The organism is Streptomyces sp. ISL-43 (assembly GCF_018614195.1).
Lineage (GTDB): Bacteria > Actinomycetota > Actinomycetes > Streptomycetales > Streptomycetaceae > Streptomyces.
In genome coordinates this window covers 166,900-182,761 of the sequence record NZ_JAGGOT010000008.1, presented here as the reverse complement: position 1 = coordinate 182,761, position 15,862 = coordinate 166,900, and the positions used below count along the sequence as shown (strand labels likewise).

The 15,862-nt window shown below is 73.2% G+C and carries 12 protein-coding genes; 3 read left to right on the top strand and 9 right to left on the bottom strand.

Annotation, left to right across the window (positions count from 1 at the left end):
• Window positions 1–666, top strand: a 666-nt coding sequence (locus tag J7F03_RS04690; protein WP_214947348.1) for a helix-turn-helix transcriptional regulator, incomplete at its 5' end; no start/stop codon positions are given.
• A 150-nt stretch (window positions 667–816) separates the two neighbouring features.
• On the opposite strand, the gene dxr is transcribed toward J7F03_RS04690, so the two are convergent.
• Both dxr and fdxA read right to left on the bottom strand, forming a co-directional pair.
• A complete protein-coding gene (gene dxr / locus J7F03_RS04685; RefSeq protein WP_214947347.1) occupies window positions 817–2,097 on the bottom strand; it encodes a 1-deoxy-D-xylulose-5-phosphate reductoisomerase in 1,281 nt (426 codons plus the stop codon).
• Window positions 2,090–2,410, bottom strand: a complete 321-nt coding sequence (gene fdxA, locus J7F03_RS04680) for a ferredoxin (protein WP_214947346.1) — start codon at window positions 2,408–2,410, stop codon at window positions 2,090–2,092. Before fdxA ends, dxr begins: the two co-directional genes overlap by 8 nt.
• A 204-nt stretch (window positions 2,411–2,614) precedes the next feature.
• Here fdxA and J7F03_RS04675 point away from each other — a divergent pair, with 204 nt between their 5' ends.
• Together J7F03_RS04675 and J7F03_RS04670 are read left to right on the top strand one after the other, a co-directional pair.
• Window positions 2,615–4,942, top strand: coding sequence for a LuxR C-terminal-related transcriptional regulator (locus J7F03_RS04675; protein ID WP_214947345.1), 2,328 nt, complete (start codon window positions 2,615–2,617; stop codon window positions 4,940–4,942).
• Window positions 4,942–6,546, top strand: coding sequence for an AMP-binding protein (locus tag J7F03_RS04670; RefSeq protein WP_214947344.1), 1,605 nt, complete (start codon window positions 4,942–4,944; stop codon window positions 6,544–6,546). The genes J7F03_RS04675 and J7F03_RS04670 overlap by 1 nt, the downstream gene beginning before the upstream one ends.
• Window positions 6,547–6,729: 183 nt before the next feature.
• On the opposite strand, the gene ispG is transcribed toward J7F03_RS04670, so the two are convergent.
• From ispG to J7F03_RS04635, 7 genes are all read right to left on the bottom strand, one after another.
• Window positions 6,730–7,893, bottom strand: coding sequence for a flavodoxin-dependent (E)-4-hydroxy-3-methylbut-2-enyl-diphosphate synthase (gene ispG / locus J7F03_RS04665; protein ID WP_214947343.1), 1,164 nt, complete (start codon window positions 7,891–7,893; stop codon window positions 6,730–6,732).
• Between the two features lie 183 nt (window positions 7,894–8,076).
• The gene (dxs, locus tag J7F03_RS04660; RefSeq protein ID WP_374104265.1) at window positions 8,077–10,422 is read right to left on the bottom strand and encodes a 1-deoxy-D-xylulose-5-phosphate synthase; all 2,346 of its coding nucleotides are present in this window, start codon (window positions 10,420–10,422) and stop codon (window positions 8,077–8,079) included.
• 56 nt (window positions 10,423–10,478) lie between these two features.
• Window positions 10,479–11,402, bottom strand: coding sequence for a Gfo/Idh/MocA family protein (locus J7F03_RS04655; protein WP_214947342.1), 924 nt, complete (start codon window positions 11,400–11,402; stop codon window positions 10,479–10,481).
• Window positions 11,399–12,532 carry an Ldh family oxidoreductase gene (locus tag J7F03_RS04650; protein ID WP_214947341.1) on the bottom strand — a complete coding sequence of 378 codons (1,134 nt, stop codon included), beginning with the start codon at window positions 12,530–12,532 and terminating at the stop codon, window positions 11,399–11,401. The genes J7F03_RS04655 and J7F03_RS04650 overlap by 4 nt, the downstream gene beginning before the upstream one ends.
• A 20-nt stretch (window positions 12,533–12,552) precedes the next feature.
• Window positions 12,553–13,869, bottom strand: coding sequence for a M20/M25/M40 family metallo-hydrolase (locus tag J7F03_RS04645; protein WP_308379077.1), 1,317 nt, complete (start codon window positions 13,867–13,869; stop codon window positions 12,553–12,555).
• Window positions 13,850–14,827, bottom strand: a complete 978-nt coding sequence (locus tag J7F03_RS04640; RefSeq protein ID WP_214947340.1) for a sugar phosphate isomerase/epimerase — start codon at window positions 14,825–14,827, stop codon at window positions 13,850–13,852. Before J7F03_RS04640 ends, J7F03_RS04645 begins: the two co-directional genes overlap by 20 nt.
• On the bottom strand, window positions 14,817–15,854 hold the full coding sequence (locus J7F03_RS04635; protein WP_214947339.1) for a Gfo/Idh/MocA family oxidoreductase: 1,038 nt from the start codon (window positions 15,852–15,854) through the stop codon (window positions 14,817–14,819). The genes J7F03_RS04640 and J7F03_RS04635 overlap by 11 nt, the downstream gene beginning before the upstream one ends.
• Window positions 15,855–15,862 lie beyond the last annotated feature (8 nt).

The window sequence follows — 15,862 nt, the reverse complement described above, 5'->3', positions numbered from 1 at the left end:
CTCCTCGCCCAGGGACCGGACGCCGCGGAGGCCCTCGGCCCGGCCCGGGAAGCCCTGCTGGCACTGCACGGCCTGGGTGACCTGCCGGGCACCGGGGCGGCCCTCCTCGTCATGGCCCAGGCCCGTGTCCGCGGGCACGGCGGGACCGGCCAGGTGTGGGAGGCCGCGGCCCTGCTGACCGCGGCGGCCGGTGCCGTACGGGAACGGGCGGGCGGGCTCCTGCTGCCCGCGGAGCCCCACAGCCGGGACCTGCGGGCCGAGGCCCGTACCCGGCTCGGGGACACCACGTACGAGAAGTCCTGCCGCGCCGCGCGCCAGCTCACCCTCGACGAGGCGGTCGGCCGGGCCGTGGAGCCCGTCCGCAAGCCGCCCCGGGCCCTGCCGCGGACGGCGGGCACGGAACTCCTCACCCCGCGCGAGCAGGAGGTGGCGGCGCTCGTCGCCGAGGGGCTGACCAACCGGGAAGTGGCGCGTCGGCTCGGCATCGCCGAGTGGACCGCGGTCAACACCCTGCGCAAGGTCATGCGCAAACTCGACTGCACCTCACGGGTCCACGTCACGCAGCGGGTCCTGCGCGCCCAGCAGGTGAGCGCCGCCACCCGTTCCGGGGGCCCGCACCCCGACGCCGGGACCCTGACGGCCGCGGCCCTCGAAGCGGCCGGCTGACCGGCGCGCGGAGCCCGCCGCCACCGTCTACGTGGACGGGGAGCGGAAGATCCCGCCCGGTCGTGGTGACCGGACGGGATCTCATCGGCTGCCCCCGGGCTGCCGGGCTGCCGGGCTGTTCCCGAGCGGACCCCGGATCAGCCCGCGCGCTCAGCCGGACAGCTCTCGCGCGCGTACCCGGGCCCGCTTCTCGGCGTCGAGTACGTCGGACAGCGTGAGCTCGGCTGCGCTCGGAGCGCCGTCCAGCTGCTCGTCCACCACCCGCTGCACGGTGCCGACGATGCCTGTGAACGGCAGCCGGCCCGCGAGGAAGGCGCCCACGCACTCCTCGTTCGCCGCGTTGAACACGGCGGGCGCCACACCGCCCGCGCGGCCCGCGTAGTGCGCGAGGCCGACGGCGGGGAAGGCGTCGTGGTCCAGCGGGAAGAAGGTCCAGGCCGTCGCCGCGGTCCAGTCGCAGCCGGGGGCGGCGTCCGGCACCCGGTCCGGCCAGCCCAGCCCCAGGGCGATGGGGATCCGCATGTCCGGCGGGCTGACCTGCGCCAGCGTGGAGCCGTCCGTGAACTCGACCATGGAGTGCACCACCGACTGCGGGTGGACCACCACGTCGATGCGGTCGAAGGGGATGTCGAAGAGCAGGTGGGCCTCGATGATCTCCAGGCCCTTGTTCATCAGGGTCGCCGAGTTCACCGACACCATCGGGCCCATGTCCCAGGTCGGGTGGGCCAGCGCCTGCCGCGGGGTCACGTTCTCCAGATCGGCGCGGTTGCGGCCCCGGAACGGCCCGCCGCTGGCGGTGAGCACCAGCCGGCGCACCTCCGTGTCGCGGCCGCCGGTCAGGCACTGGTACAGCGCCGAGTGCTCGGAGTCGACGGGCACGATCTGCCCCGGCCGCGCCAGCGGCTTCACCAGGGGACCGCCCGCGACCAAGGACTCCTTGTTCGCCAGCGCGAGCACGGTCCCGGACTCCAGGGCCGCCAGGGTCGGGGCCAGGCCGATGGAGCCGGTGATGCCGTTGAGCACCACATCGCACTCCAGGGCCGCCAGTTCGGTGACCGCGTCGGGACCGCCCAGCAGCTTCGGCAGCGCCCGGCCGTCGGCCCGTACGGCCAGCAGATCGCGCAGGGCCGGCAGGGCGTCGGCGTCCGACACCGCCACGTACTCGACGTCGAGCGACAGCGCCTGCTCGGCCAGCAGGTCCAGGCGTCCGCCGCCCGCGGCGAGCCCGAGCACGCGGAACCGGCCGGGCGAGCGGCGGATCACGTCGACCGCCTGCGTACCGATGGAGCCGGTGGAGCCGAGGATGACCACGCTGCGGCGGCCGGAGGTGACGGGCTGGGCCACGCGCGGGTCGGCGAGCGGTGCGGCGCCGGTCGCGGAGGAGGTCGCGGAGGAGGTCGCGGCCGCGGCGGCCGTCAGGGGCTCAGACATGGGCGGCGGGCTGGGCGGCCACGAACGGGTGGTCGGCCGGGAGCGGGTCCGCGCCACTGGCACCACCAGGGGAACCGACGGTCTCGAAGATCTCGATGTTCGCGGGGCCGAACTCGCTCCACTGCTCCGGCAGATCGTCCTCGAAGAAGATCGCCTCGACCGGGCAGACCGGTTCACAGGCCCCGCAGTCCACGCATTCGTCGGGCTGGACGTACAGCATGCGCGGGCCTTCGTAGATGCAGTCCACGGGGCATTCGTCGATGCAGGCCTTGTCCTTCACGTCTACGCAAGGCTGAGCGATGACGTACGTCACGGTGGCTCCTCGGTGTGGCGGAAACGGTCCTTCGCGAGGGGGTATTCGAACCAAGAGGGCTTGCGACGGGCTAAAGGCGCTCGCGTCCCGGCCTCGGGCAGTCCCTTCAGAGCCCCTTAAGGCCCGCTGACTAGCTTCCGGAAGTGCACGGTGGGACTCCTGCGGTCCCCGTGCACACCGGGTATCAAGGACATGAGGGGGAAAATGTCAACCGATCTCGGGACGCCTCTGCTGTCCGCCGAGCTGGTGGGTAGAGAACTCGACCTGATGGGGATCCAGGGGAGGCTCCAGGACCCTGCGATCCGGCTCACCACGCTCACCGGCCCCGCCGGCGTCGGCAAGAGCAGGCTGGCCGCCGAGGCGGCCCGCCGTCTCGCACACGAGTTCCCCGGCGGCATCCGCACCGTGGACCTGCCGGCCTGCGCGTCGCCGGACGCGGCTGTCGACGCCGTGGCCGACGCCGTCGGCCGCGCCCTGCCCGCCGGCCCGTCCGCCGGACGGATCCTGCTGCTCCTCGACGGGGTCGAGCACCTCACCGCACGGCTCGGGCCGACCATCGCCGAAATCCTCTCCGAACACGCCTCGTTGACCGTACTGGCCACCGGGCAGCAGGCCCTGCGCATCTACGGGGAGCGCGTGGTCCCCGTGGCGCCCCTGCCGCCACCGGGACCGTTTCCGGAGGCCGAGGTGGCCGACGTCCAGGAGAACCCGGCCGTCCAGCTCTTCACCCGGCGCGCCCACGAGGTGAACCCCGAGTTCACGCTCACCGCCGAGAACGTCGAAGCGGTCGTCGCCATCTGCAACCTCCTCGAAGGGGTGCCGCTCGTACTGGAGCTGGCCGCCTGGCGGCTGCGCCTGTTCCCCCTCCGGGAACTGCACGCCTGGCTCGTTCGCGGCGGCGACAGCCACCTGTCCGGGCCGGTCGACGCACCCGCCCGCCAGCGCTCCGTCCTGGCCATGGCCGAGTGGAGCTGCCGGGGCCTGACCGACCAGCAGCGCACTCTGCTCGGGCGGCTCGCCGTCTTCGAGCGGGGCGCTCCCCTCGCCACCGCCGAGAAGGTCACCCCGCTGGCCCCCGGTGAGACCGCCGAGGCCATCGAGGCCCTGCTCGACCGCAACCTGCTGTCCCTCACCGAACAGCCGCGCGCCGACAGCCGCCTGACGATGTCCCGCACCATCCGTACGTACGGACTGGCGCTCCTCGTGGAGACAGGCGACGACCGGCCCGCGCGACAGGCCCACGCCCGCCACTACCGCAAGCTCCTGCACACCCTCGACGGCAGGTTCAACGGCTCCGAGCAGCGCCACTGGCTCCGGGCCGCCGCCGTCGAGCACGAGAACGTACTGGCGGCCCTCGCCCACCTCCAGGAGGAGGGCGACCTGAGGGGCCGGGCCGCGCTCGTCGCCGCCTGCCTGCGTCCCTGGCTGGTACGGGGCGAACTCAAGGAGGGGCTGCGCTGGTTCGACACCACCGCCCAGGCCCTCCAGGAGGAACAGAGCGCGCAGAGGACACCCGCAGGCCAGGGCGCCCAGCCCGGCGACGGCCCGCGGGACGAGGAGCTGCTGCGCCTGCGCGCCCGCCTCTACGACGGGGCCGGCTGCCTCGCCGCCGCCCTCGGCGACCACGACGGCGCCTCCTACCGGCACCGCCGCGCCGTGGCCCTCTACAAGCAGCTGCGTGATCACCGCCACGGCGCCCGCGCCTCCGCCCGCATGGGCCTGGCCTATCACCAGTGCGGGGACCGGGCCGTGGGCCAGTCCCTGCTGTCCGCCGCCCGCGCCACCCTGGAGGCGCAGGGCGACACGGCCGGCTCCGCCGAGGCCGCGACCGGCCTCGCCGAGGCGCTGGCCGGGACCGGACCCGCCGAGGAGGTGCGCTCGCTCATCGACCGGGCCGTCCGCATCCACCGCCAGAGCGGGGAGATCCGGGATCTGGCCCGCACCCTGCTCGTCAGCGCCCGGGCCGCGCTCGGCGAAGGCGACGAGGATGCCGCGCAGAGCGCGCTGCGCGAGAGCCTGCGCCTCTTCGACTCCGTCGACGAGCGCACCGAACTGCCCATGGCGCTGGAGGCGTTCGCCCTGATCATCCAGAGCGCCGCCGGACAGCCGCAGCGGGCCACCCGGCTCTTCGCCGCCGCCGAATCGCTGCGCCGGCGCACCGGCGCCAAGGTCCCCGACGACCACTGGAACCGGGTACAGGAGGCCGTCACCGGGCTGCGCCGCCAGCTCGGCTGGACCGTCTTCGCCACCGCCTGGGTCGAAGGCCTGCGGCTGCGTCCGGAGGCCATGGCCGGCGAGGCCCTGGCCGCCGTCGGACCCGGCCGCGCCGAGGACCGCGGCGAGGCCGCCGTCCTGACGCCCCGCCAGCTCCAGGTGGCCCTGCTGGTCGCCGAAGGTCTCACCAACCGCCAGATCGCGGGCCAGTTGAACATCGCCGAATGGACCGTCGTCAACCACGTCCGGCACGTCATGCGCAAGCTGGGCTGCAACTCGCGCGTCCAGGTGGCCTGGGCCGTCGGCAGGAGGAACTGATGCCCGTAGCGCGGCAGCAGCCCGATGCCCGTACCGGGCCGGACCCCGCCGACGGCGGGGTCCCGCTCGCCGACCTCCTCGCCGCGGTCCGCCCCCCGGCCGGCCTCGCCGAGGAGTTCGTCCGGCAGGGCCGGTGGCGGCGCGCCACCGTCCTGCACGACCTGTACCGGGCGGGTGCCGCCCACCCCCACCGCACCGCGATCACCGCGCACCGCGCCCACCAGCCCGCCGGTACCCGGATCGCCCGGATCTCGTACGGGCAGCTCGTGGCGCTCGTCGACCGGTTCGCGCACGCACTGGCCGCCCTCGGCATCCGTCCCGGCGACCCCGTCGCCTTCCAGCTGCCCAACTGGTGGGAGAGCTGCGCCCTGTTCCTGGCCTGCCTGCGCACCGGGGCCGTCGCGGTGCCGGTGATGCCCGGCTACGGTGCGAAGGACCTGGAAGCCGTACTGACCGCGGCCCAGCCCCGGCTGTGCGTGGTGCCCGACCTGTGGGAGGGGGCCGCGCCCGCCGAGACGCTCGCCGACCTCGCGTCCTCGCTGCCCTGGCTGCGCCACCGCGTCGTGCTCGGCGACGCCGAGGCCACCGGTGCCCTCGACTTCACCCGGCACTTCGTACTCACCCCCCACGAGCGCTACCACCGCACCGGCTGGCTGCCGATGCCCGCGGACCTCGCCGACCGGATCTGCCTGAACGTCAACTCGGTGGGCCTGCGCGAGACCCACACCATGGACATGCACACCCCCAACACCCTGCACGCCGGGCTCGACGCCGCCGGGGCCCCGCACCCCGGCGAGGCGAGCTTCTCGGCGCTGCCGCTCGCCGTGCTGCCCTCCCTGCTGCACTCGGTGCTCGGCCCGCTCTCGCGCGGCGGCACCGCCGTACTGCAGGACGTGTGGGACCCGGAGACCGCGCTGGACCTGCTGACCCGCACCGGGGCCGGACTGGCCTTCGCGACCCCCGCCCAGTGGTCGGAACTACTGGCCGCGCAGGCGCAGACGCCCCGGGACCTGAGCACCCTGCGCCGGGCGCTGTCCTCCGACGCGGCGGGTACCTCCGCCGGGCTGGTCCGGGACATGCGCGAGAGCTGGCGGGTGCCGCTGACGGCGGGCGGGGAGACGTCCCCCGGGCAGGAGCCCGAGCGGCCCGGGCCCGCGTCCCGCCTGGCCCGGTGGCAGCGCGGGGCCGGAGGGCTCAGACCGACCTGGGAGCACACCGGCGAGGCCGCACCGGGCCGCACCGCCGGCGTCGCCGCCGCGGCGGCCCCCGAGGAGGTCGGCGGGGTCTTCCTGATGCCCGTGACCGAGATCGAGCAGCGGCTGCCGGCCCATCCCCGGATCGCGGAGGCCGCCGTACTCGCCTACGTGGACCCCCTGCACGGGGAGCTGGCCTGCGCCGTGGTCGTACCCGCCGGGGATCCGCCGAGCCTGCCGGAAGTGTGCGAGCACCTGCTGGGCCTGGGCACCGCCGAGGCGCACCTGCCGGCCCGGCTGGAGCTGGTGGGCGCCCTGCCCCGCGTCGAGTCCGGCGCACTGGACCGCCGCCGCCTGCGCGCGATGCTCACCCGCCGCGCGGCCCTGGCCGCGGGCCCGTCCCCGGACTGACGGCCCGGAGACCGCCCGCCCCAGGACAGCCTGCCCCGGCGCGTGACGACGTACAGCGGCCCCGCCCTTCGACGTGAAGGGAGGGGCCGCTGTCTGGTGGGGCACGAGTGGACGGGGCGGGGTGGCCTCGGCACACCGAGGGGTGGCCGGCGGGCCGCGGCGGAGCGCCGCGAGGACCTTCGGTCACAGCACCTTGACGCTGGGCGCGTCGCCGGCCCGGGAAGACCGCTCCTCCGCCGGCATCGCCTCGACCAGCTTGAGCGCCTCCTCGATGAGGGTCTCCACGATCTTCGCCTCGGGGACGGTCTTGATGACCTCGCCCTTCACGAAGATCTGGCCCTTGCCGTTGCCGGAGGCGACACCGAGGTCGGCCTCGCGGGCCTCGCCCGGACCGTTCACGACGCAGCCCATGACCGCGACGCGCAGCGGGGCGTCCAGGCCCTCCAGGCCGGCCGTGACCTGGTCCGCCAGCTTCCAGACGTCCACCTGGGCGCGGCCGCAGCCGGGGCAGGAGACGATCTCCAGGCCGCGCTTCTTCAGGTTCAGGGCCTCCAGGATCTGCAGGCCGACCTTGATCTCCTCCACCGGGGGAGTGGAGAGCGACACCCGGATCGTGTCGCCGATGCCCTCGCCGAGCAGCGCGCCGAAGGCGACCGCCGACTTGATGGTGCCCTGGAAGGCCGGGCCCGCCTCGGTGACGCCGAGGTGCAGCGGGTAGTCGCACTGGGCGGCCAGCTGCCGGTACGCCTCGATCATGACGACCGGGTCGTTGTGCTTGACGGAGATCTTGATGTCCTGGAAGCCGTGCTCCTCGAACAGCGAGCACTCCCACAGGGCCGACTCGACCAGCGCCTCGGGAGTGGCCTTGCCGTACTTCTTCAGGAGCCGCTTGTCGAGGGAGCCGGCGTTGACGCCGATCCGGATGGGGACGCCGGCGCCCGAGGCGGCCCGGGCGATCTCTTTGACCTTGTCGTCGAACTGGATGATGTTGCCTGGGTTGACGCGGACCGCGGCGCAGCCGGCGTCGATGGCGGCGAAAACGTACTTGGGCTGGAAGTGGATGTCGGCGATGACCGGGATCTTCGACTTGCGGGCGATCTCCGGCAGGGCTTCCGCGTCGTCCTGCGAGGGCACCGCCACGCGGACCATCTGGCAGCCGGCCGTGGTGAGCTGGGCGATCTGCTGGAGCGTGGCGTTCACGTCCGAGGTGAGCGTCGTGGTCATGGACTGGACCGAGACGGGGGCGCCACCGCCCACCGCGACGTTGCCGACCATGATCTGGCGGGTGTGGCGGCGCGGGGCGACGGACTTGGGCGGCAGGGTGGGCGAGCCGAGCAGAACGGTCATGACGGTGGATCCCTTCGGGAAACTTCGGACGAGTGGGTGCGGGCGGGTGCGGGCGGAGTACGGGCGGGTCCGGGCGGAGTACGGGCGGGGTGCGGGCGGTTACTGCGGTGATTCAGGACCGCGGTGCTCGAGAACCGCTGTGCCGGCGGGTGAGCCGCGGCGCTACGGCGCCGCGCGGGCCGGTCAGACCAGCTGCCCGGTCGGCACCACGACGGCGGGCTCCGGCCGCTGCAGGGCCCCGGAGAGCTTGAGGGCGATGTCGCCCGGCGTCAGGCCGAGCGCCTTGAGGATGTCGGCGCGCTTGGCGTGGTCGAGGAACTCCTGGGCGATGCCGAACTCGCGGGTGGGGACGTCCACGCCCGCGGCGCGCAGGGCCATCGCCACCGCCGAACCGGCGCCGCCGGTCAGCCCGTTGTCCTCGACGGTCGCGACCAGCCGGTGCCGTGCGGCCAGCGGGATCAGGGCCGGGTCGACCGGCTTGATCCAGCGGGGGTCGACCACGGTGCAGCCGATCCCGTCCGCCTCCAGCAGGGAGGCCGCGTCCAGGCAGGTCTGCGCCATGCTGCCGACGGCGACGAGGAGGATGTCCTCGTTCTCGCCGCGGTGCAGGACGTCCACGCCGCCCACCGTGTCCACCGTGTCGATGTCGGACTGCACCGGGCCCTTGGGGAAGCGGACGGCGGTCGGCCCGTCGTTGACCTCGATGGCCTCCTGGAACAGCTCGCCGAGGCGACGGCCGTCGCGGGGGGCGGCGATCCGCATGCCCGGCACCAGGTTCAGGATCGACAGGTCCCACATGCCGTTGTGGCTGGCGCCGTCGTCGCCCGTCACCCCGGCCCGGTCCAGGACGAACGTCACCGGCTGCTTGTGCAGGGCGACGTCCATCAGCGCCTGGTCGAAGGCGCGGTTCATGAAGGTCGCGTACATCGCCACCACCGGGTGCATGCCGCCCATGGCCAGGCCCGCCGCCGAGGTCACCGCGTGCTGCTCGGCGATGCCGACGTCGAAGGTGCGCTCCGGGAAGGCCAGAGAGAAGTCCCGCAGCCCGGTCGGCTCCAGCATCGCCGCCGTGATCGCCACCAGGTCCTCGCGGCGGTGGCCGGCCTTGACGATCTCCTCGCTGAACAACGAGGTCCAGCTGCGCGGGGCCGGAGTCGCGGGGGCCTTCGCACGGCCGGTGCGCGGGTCGAAGGCGGCCGTGGCGTGGAAGCGGTCCAGCTCGTGGTTCTCGGCCGGGGCGTAGCCGTTGCCCTTGGTGGTGATGACGTGGACGAGCACCGGGCCGCCGAAGTGCCGGGCCCGTGTCAGGGCCTTCTCCAGCGCCACCGTGTCGTGGCCGTCGACCGGGCCGATGTACTTCAGGCCGAGGCCGTCGAAGAGGTTCTGCGGGGCGACGGTGTCCTTGAGGCCCTTCTTCGCGCCGTGCAGGACGTCGTACAGGCCGCTGCCGAGCACCGGGGCCTTGGCGACGAGCTTGCCCCACTCCAGCACCTGGCCGTACTTGTGCGAGGTGCGCAGCTTGGTCAGCTGCTCCGCCAGGCCGCCGATGGTCGGCGCGTAGGAGCGGCCGTTGTCGTTGACGACGATGACGACCGGAAGGTCCTTGTCGGCCGCGATGTTGTTGATGGCCTCCCAGCACATGCCGCCGGTCATGGCGCCGTCGCCGATGACCGCGACCGCGAAGCGGTCCTTCTGGCCCTTGAGCTTGTACGCCTTGGCCAGGCCGTCCGCGTAGGACAGGGCGGTGGTGGCGTGGGAGTTCTCCACCAGGTCGTGCACCGACTCGGCCCGCGAGGGGTAGCCCGAGAGGCCGTCGGCCTGGCGCAGCTTGTCGAACTGGTCGGCGCGGCCCGTCAGCATCTTGTGGACGTAGGTCTGGTGGCCGGTGTCCCAGACGATCGAGTCGTGCGGGGAGCGGAACACCCGGTGCAGGGCGATCGTCAGCTCGACGACACCCAGGTTGGGGCCGAGGTGGCCGCCGGTCTTGGAGACCTTCTCCACCAGGGTCTCGCGGATCTCCGACGCCAGCTGGTTCAGCTGCTCGTGGTTCATCGAGCGCAGGTCCTGCGGGGTGCGCACGGCCCGCAGCAGCCGGCCCATGCCCTCGGCGCGGTCCCGGTGGCCCTCGGCCGGCACGAAGCGGATCTCCGTGGACGGCTCCAGGCCGATCTCCGGGCCCGTCTTCGGCGTGTCGGTGGAGATCAGGACGTTGTAGTGGTTGGGGAAGTGGCAGGCGTCGTAACCGAGGACGGTGCCGATGCGCTGGTCGCCGGACCAGACCTCGTCGCCGCGGTCGAGGACGCCGCCGTTGGTGAGCTCGACGAAGCCGAGGAAGGCCACCCGGTCGACGGTGCCGCCGGGCTGGGTGGTGACCTGGTCCGTGGTCACCAGCTCGTGGATCTCACCTTCCCGCACGCATCGGCTGGTGTACGGCTCCAGGACCATGCCGCGGTCGTCACGGCGGTGCTTGAGCACCTTGACGACGACGCCGTTGACGCTCTTCTTCCGACCGTTCTCCGGGTGTGCCATGACAGTTCAACTCCCTTGGTGCTGTGCTGGATCGATGCGTACGGGAAGGCTTGTGATCAGTGGACGGCGGCCGTGCGCTCGGCCTGGTAGACCTGGTGGACGAGCTCGAGGGTGGCCAGGCCGTCCGGCCAGGTGGCGCGCTCGCCGCGCAGCACCTCGGTGAACTCCTCCAGGACCCCGACGTACTCGTGGCCCAGCGAGCTCTTGAAGCCGGGGTAGCCGCCCAGCATGTCGGCGGCGAACCGGCGCCCGTCGCCGAGGACGACCTCGACGTCCTTGAGCTCTCCGTGGCCGTAGGCCCAGTCCAGGTCCACGACGGCCTCGGTGCCGTCGGCCGAGGTCAGCCGGATCACGGCCTGCTGGTCCACGCCGTTCTCGTCACGGGTGACGTCCGCGCCGGCCAGCGAGACCTCGCCGAGGAGCAGGTGCACCACGTCGATGGCGTTGGGGCCGTTGTCGGCGACCGCGCCGCCGCCGCACCGCTCCGGGTTGAGGTACCACTGGTCGCGGCCGACGTGCTCCTCGATCTTCTCCCAGTAGCGCACCGTCAGCTTCTCGACGGGCACGTCGGCCGGCAGGCCGTCCCGCAGCGCGAGGACGTTGGTGTTGTAGCGCCGGTGGTACGCGGTGAACAGCGCCACCTTGTGGACGGAGGCCAGTGCCCGCAGGGTCCGGCCCTCCTCCACGGTGATCGCGAGGGGCTTCTCGACGCAGACCGCGCGCCCGGCGCTCAGCGCGTCCCGTACGACCGCGAAGTGCACGTCGTTGGGGACGTTGACGACGACCGCGTCGAGTTCCGTGCCGGCCAGCAGCTCCCGGTGGTCGCGGTAGGTGGGGATCTTCCCCTCGAAGGGGGCCAGCACGTCTTCGTTCAGGTCGCACACGGCGGCCAGTTCCAGGCCCGGGAGGCTCTCGAGCGCCTCCAGGTAGAAGCGGGAGATCACTCCCAGCCCCACGATGCCGATACGGATCTTGCTCATCGTTCTCCTCCAAGGGGAGCGGGCGGGACGAGGGAGTACTGCTCGGCGACCGCCAGCAGTTCGCCGTGCAGGGCGGCGGCCAGCGGTACGCCGTTTTCGCGCGCCTCGCGGGCGTGCCGGTCCTCGGGCCAGCCGGGGTAGCTCACCGGCCGGGCGGGATCGATCGCCGGGGCTCCCAGCAGCGAGGCGAACAGGTCGTCGGCCTGCGCCAGGAACTCGCCCTCGGGGCGCAGGGTGCCCGGCGCGATCGCCAGCGCGAGGAAGCCGATGTTGTCGTCGCGGCCGTTGGGGCGGGCCCCGCCGAGCTCCCCGGTCGGACCGAGGTTCGCGCCGGGCAGCAGCGCCGCCAGCGTCTCCACCAGCAGGCTCAGCCCGTACCCCTTGTAGGAGCCGGTCTCCGGGCGTCCGCCCAGCCACTGCAGGTGCGCCTCGCCCCGGTCGAAGGCCCCGGGGTCGGTCACCGGGGTGCCGGCGTCGTCGGCGAGCCAGCCCTCGGGGATCCGCTTCCCGGCCCGCTCCGCCGCCCGAACCCGGCCCGTGGGCACCACGGTGGTGCTCATGTCCAGGACGTACGGGGGGTGTTCGCCGGCCGGTACGGCCAGGCTGAACGGGTTGGTGCCGAGCATCGCGGCGGCGCCGCCCGGCGGGCGGATGATGCGCTGCCCGCCGCAGTTGCCGGCCAGCAGGCCGATCTGGTTCCGCTGGGCCAGCTTGCCCGTGAAGTACCCGGCGCACCCGAAGTGGGTTCCGTTGTACAGCGAGACCAGGCCGATCCCGTGGGTCCGGGCCCGCTCGGCGGCCAGGTCCATCGCCGCACCCGCCGACCACAGGCCCAGCGCCCGGTGCGAGTCCACCAGGACCGCCGCACCCCGGTCGGCGACGATCTCCAGATCGGCCTTCGGGTCGGCGCGTCCCTCGTCGAACAGGGGCAGGTACTGCCGGGTCAGGTTCGCCAGGCCGTGGGAGCTGACGCCCGTCAGGTCCCCGTACACCAGCGCCTCGGCGGCGGCCTGTGCGCGGTCGGCGGCCAGGCCCCGAGCGGTGAACACCTCGGCGGTGAAGCCGACGAGCTCCGTGTAGTCGAGCCGCACGGTGCGGGACCGCTCGGCGGTGGATGTGGCGGTGGTCATCTGGTTCCTCTGGTTGCTCGTCACGTCGTCGACGTCGGATCGGTGGTGGCGAAGGCGATCAGCAGCCGGGCGATGTCCCCGGCGAACAGTTCGAGTTCCTCCCTGTCGGCGAACTCGCCCTCCGCGTGGGCGTTGTTGCGCTGCAGGTCCCCGGGCCCGAAGACGGCCGTGAAGCTGTCCGGCAGCCCGTCGGCCCAGATGGCGTCGCAGGTGAAGGCGGCCTCGTCGGCCGGCCAGCGCTCCAGTCCGGCCCCCTCGGTCAGCAGCCGTTCCGCCCACGCGTCGGACGCGTCCAGGGCGGGCAGGCCCCGCTTGAGCCAGTCCAGGCTGGTGATCTCCTCCGCGTCCGCGGCGGTCCGGCCGATCAGCTCGCTGCCGGCGAAGCGGTGGCGGAAGCCGGCCAGTGCCAGGCGCAGCTCCCTGCGCATCGCCGCCTCCAGCGCCACACCGTCGGCGCCGGAGCCGTAGGACAGGTTCAGCAGCAACTGGCCCGTCCCGTACACCTTGTTGTGCAGCGGTCCGGTCTGCAGGCCGGCCACGCACACCTGGCCGCTGTTCGCGTACTGCGGCAAAGCGTCCGCCAGGTGTCCCGCCACGTGTCCCAGCAGGACCGTCGCGTTGTGCCCGGCGGCCGGGGCGTCGTCGATGGAGTCGTCGCCCGCCACCCGCACCCGGGCCGTCATCGCGGCCGTGGAGCGGGTCAGCAGCCGCCGGCCCGTCGGCTCGCAGAAGATGTTCAGCCGGCCCGTGTACCCGCGCTCGATCAGCGGCCGGGTGCCGTAGACCCCCATGGCGCCGCCCTCTTCGCCGGACACCAGCTGGATCAGGACACCGGTCTCGCGGCCGATGGCGGGCTCGGCGGCGAGCGCCGCCCGGATCCCGGCCAGCAGGGCGACCGCGGGACCCTTGGCGTCGATGGCGCCCCGGCCGTGGAAGCGGCCCTCCGCCAGCGACACCGGCTGCACCCCGGCGACCGTGTCCACATGGATGTTGAACATCACGGTCCGCGAGTGCGGCAGCCGCGGCCCGAGCCGCAGCACCAGGCTGGGCTGCGAGGACAGGAACTCCTCGCCGCCCTGCACCGCCCAGCGCACCACCGCAGGGACCTGCTCGTCGGCCAGCTGCTCCGCATCGGCGGTGCCGTGCCACTCGACGGTGAAGCCCAGCTCCCGCGCCGCCTCGGCGTAGGCCCGCTGCGCCTCCCACAGCCGGACCTCGCCGCCCGCCCCGGTCTCCAGCGGACCGGCGGTCGGCAGGGACAGCAGCCGCAGCAGCAGCTCGTCGTCCCCGGCGGTGAGCGGCGCGGTCCGCAGCAGCTCAGTCGTGGATGCCGGCACGTACGTACTCCTCTCTCGTCTCGTCAGTGGCCGATGCCACGATCTCGGTGGCGACCAGGTGCTCCAGGTGCCGTCCGTACTCCACGAACAGGTCCGGTCCGTCCTCGCCCAGTTCGGTGCGGCTCTCGTGCGGCCGCAGCGCCAGGTGCGGTTCGATCGACCAGGCGCCGGTGTACCCGTTCTCCAGCAGCAGCCGCAGACACCGGGCCACCTGGCTCTCGCCCTGGCCGGGCAGCGTGTACGCCGCCTTCGCCCCGCTGCCGACCGCGTCCTTCACGTGGACGTGGGCGACCGCCTCGGGGTACTGGCTCATCAGCCGCTCCAGCACCCCGTAGGCCTCGTACTCGTACGCGGCCCCGTTGCCGGTGTCGAACAGCAGCCGCAGCGCGGGGCTGTCCACCTCCTCCAGCAGCCGCAGCATCCGGTCGGCGCTGCGCCCGGCCCAGCCCGCACAGTTCTCGTGCAGGAGGACCAGCCCCGAGGCGTTCGCCCGGGCGGCCAGCAGCCGCATCCGGCGGATCACCTCGGTGCCCCAGTCGGCCTCGTCCCACCCGTCGTTCGGGTAGGACATGACCCGCACGTAGCGGGTGCCGAGGGCCGCGCACCGCCCGGCGAGCCGGTTCAGCTCGGCCAGGTCCTGCTCGATGCCCTGGCTGATGGGCCGCGACCAGTCCGCGATCCGCGAGTCCACGCAGGCCGTGCCCAGCCCCGCTTCCCCCAGCGCCTGCAGGCAGTCGCCGAAGGCCGCGTCGTCCAGGTCCGCGATCGCGACCCCGCCCACGCTGCGCATCTCGATCAGCTGCCAGCCCAGTCCGGAGACCGCGCGGACCTGCTGCTCCAAGGTGCGTCCGGCCTCGTCGCCGATCCCCGCGTAGAGGATCCCGGGGGCGGCCTCGCCCCGCGGCGGGTGCCGGGCGCCGCGCTGGCCGACTACGGCGGTCCGCAGGTCAGGAAGCATGGGGCAGTGCCTCTTCCTGGAGCGATTCCTCGAGACGGGCGATCCGGGCCAGTTCCTTGGCTTCCGCGAGCACGGTCGTCACCCGGGCGTTGAGCCGGAAGTCGGCTTCCAGGTCCGCGTCCGTGGTGAACTGCTCGTACGCGTGGATCAGGAACCGGGCCAGGGAGTCGTCCCGGAAGACCGAGCGGACGTTCTTCCCGTCGGCGGAGGTGTTCAGGTGCGCGTAGTCGTCGCTCTCGCTGATCGGGTAGTGGCCGACCGCCCACCCGTCGCTGAACCCGAGGCGGATCACCCGTTCCCGGATCGGCGAGGCCAGATCGGAGAAGATCTCCGTCTGGACGCCGGCGTCGTGGTTCAGCAGCAGCCGGGCCGCGCCCATCTCGGGGACGACCTTGTCGCCGACGTGCATGTCGTGCAGTTCGGCCCCGGCCGTACGGCCCGCGCCTGCCAGGCTCAGCGCCACGCCCACCGAGTGCGGAAGCTCCACGTCGAAGGCCGTCGGGTGGCCCTCCGTCTGGAGCGTGCGCACCAGGCGCGGCTTGCGCTGCGCGACGAAGATGGTCTCCAGCGCGCCGAGCTTGCCTCCCTGCACCAGGGAACGCAGCCGGGTGGTCAGGGCGCTCTGCAGCCAGTGCGCGACCACCATGACCTTCAGGTCGTGGCTGGCGCGCAGGGCGTCGATTGCCGCCAGTTCCTCGGTGTCGGCCACGAGCGGCTTCTCCACCAGGATCCGGTCGAACCCCAGCTCCGCCAGCTCCCGCAACGGCTCCAGCCGGTGCGTGGGCGGCGTACACAGGTGGACGACGGTGTCCTTGGGGTCGAGGAGTTCAGCGGCCTTGGCGAGCTCCGGTACGGAGATCACGTCGGCGTCGGACAGCTGCGGGGTGTGCGGGTTGAAGTCGTAGACCACGGGCGGGAGGCCGGAGATGAGGGCGGCACCGCGCTCGGTGCGGCGCAGCCGCTCCAGGACGGTCCAATGGAGCCCGTGACCGGCCCGGCCGAAGCCTACGATCAGTGTTCTGGGCATGATTCACT

What these genes read in the sequence shown, in the direction of transcription:
- dxr (WP_214947347.1), bottom strand. Translation starts at nt 2,097, where the DNA reads ATGTCTGAGCCCCTGACGGCCGCCGCGGCCGCGACCTCCTCCGCGACC.
- J7F03_RS04675 (WP_214947345.1), top strand. Translation starts at nt 2,615, where the DNA reads ATGTCAACCGATCTCGGGACGCCTCTGCTGTCCGCCGAGCTGGTGGGT.
- J7F03_RS04670 (WP_214947344.1), top strand. Translation starts at nt 4,942, where the DNA reads ATGCCCGTAGCGCGGCAGCAGCCCGATGCCCGTACCGGGCCGGACCCC.
- ispG (WP_214947343.1), bottom strand. Translation starts at nt 7,893, where the DNA reads ATGACCGTTCTGCTCGGCTCGCCCACCCTGCCGCCCAAGTCCGTCGCC.
- dxs (WP_374104265.1), bottom strand. Translation starts at nt 10,422, where the DNA reads ATGGCACACCCGGAGAACGGTCGGAAGAAGAGCGTCAACGGCGTCGTC.
- J7F03_RS04655 (WP_214947342.1), bottom strand. Translation starts at nt 11,402, where the DNA reads ATGAGCAAGATCCGTATCGGCATCGTGGGGCTGGGAGTGATCTCCCGC.
- J7F03_RS04650 (WP_214947341.1), bottom strand. Translation starts at nt 12,532, where the DNA reads ATGACCACCGCCACATCCACCGCCGAGCGGTCCCGCACCGTGCGGCTC.
- J7F03_RS04640 (WP_214947340.1), bottom strand. Translation starts at nt 14,827, where the DNA reads ATGCTTCCTGACCTGCGGACCGCCGTAGTCGGCCAGCGCGGCGCCCGG.
- J7F03_RS04635 (WP_214947339.1), bottom strand. Translation starts at nt 15,854, where the DNA reads ATGCCCAGAACACTGATCGTAGGCTTCGGCCGGGCCGGTCACGGGCTC.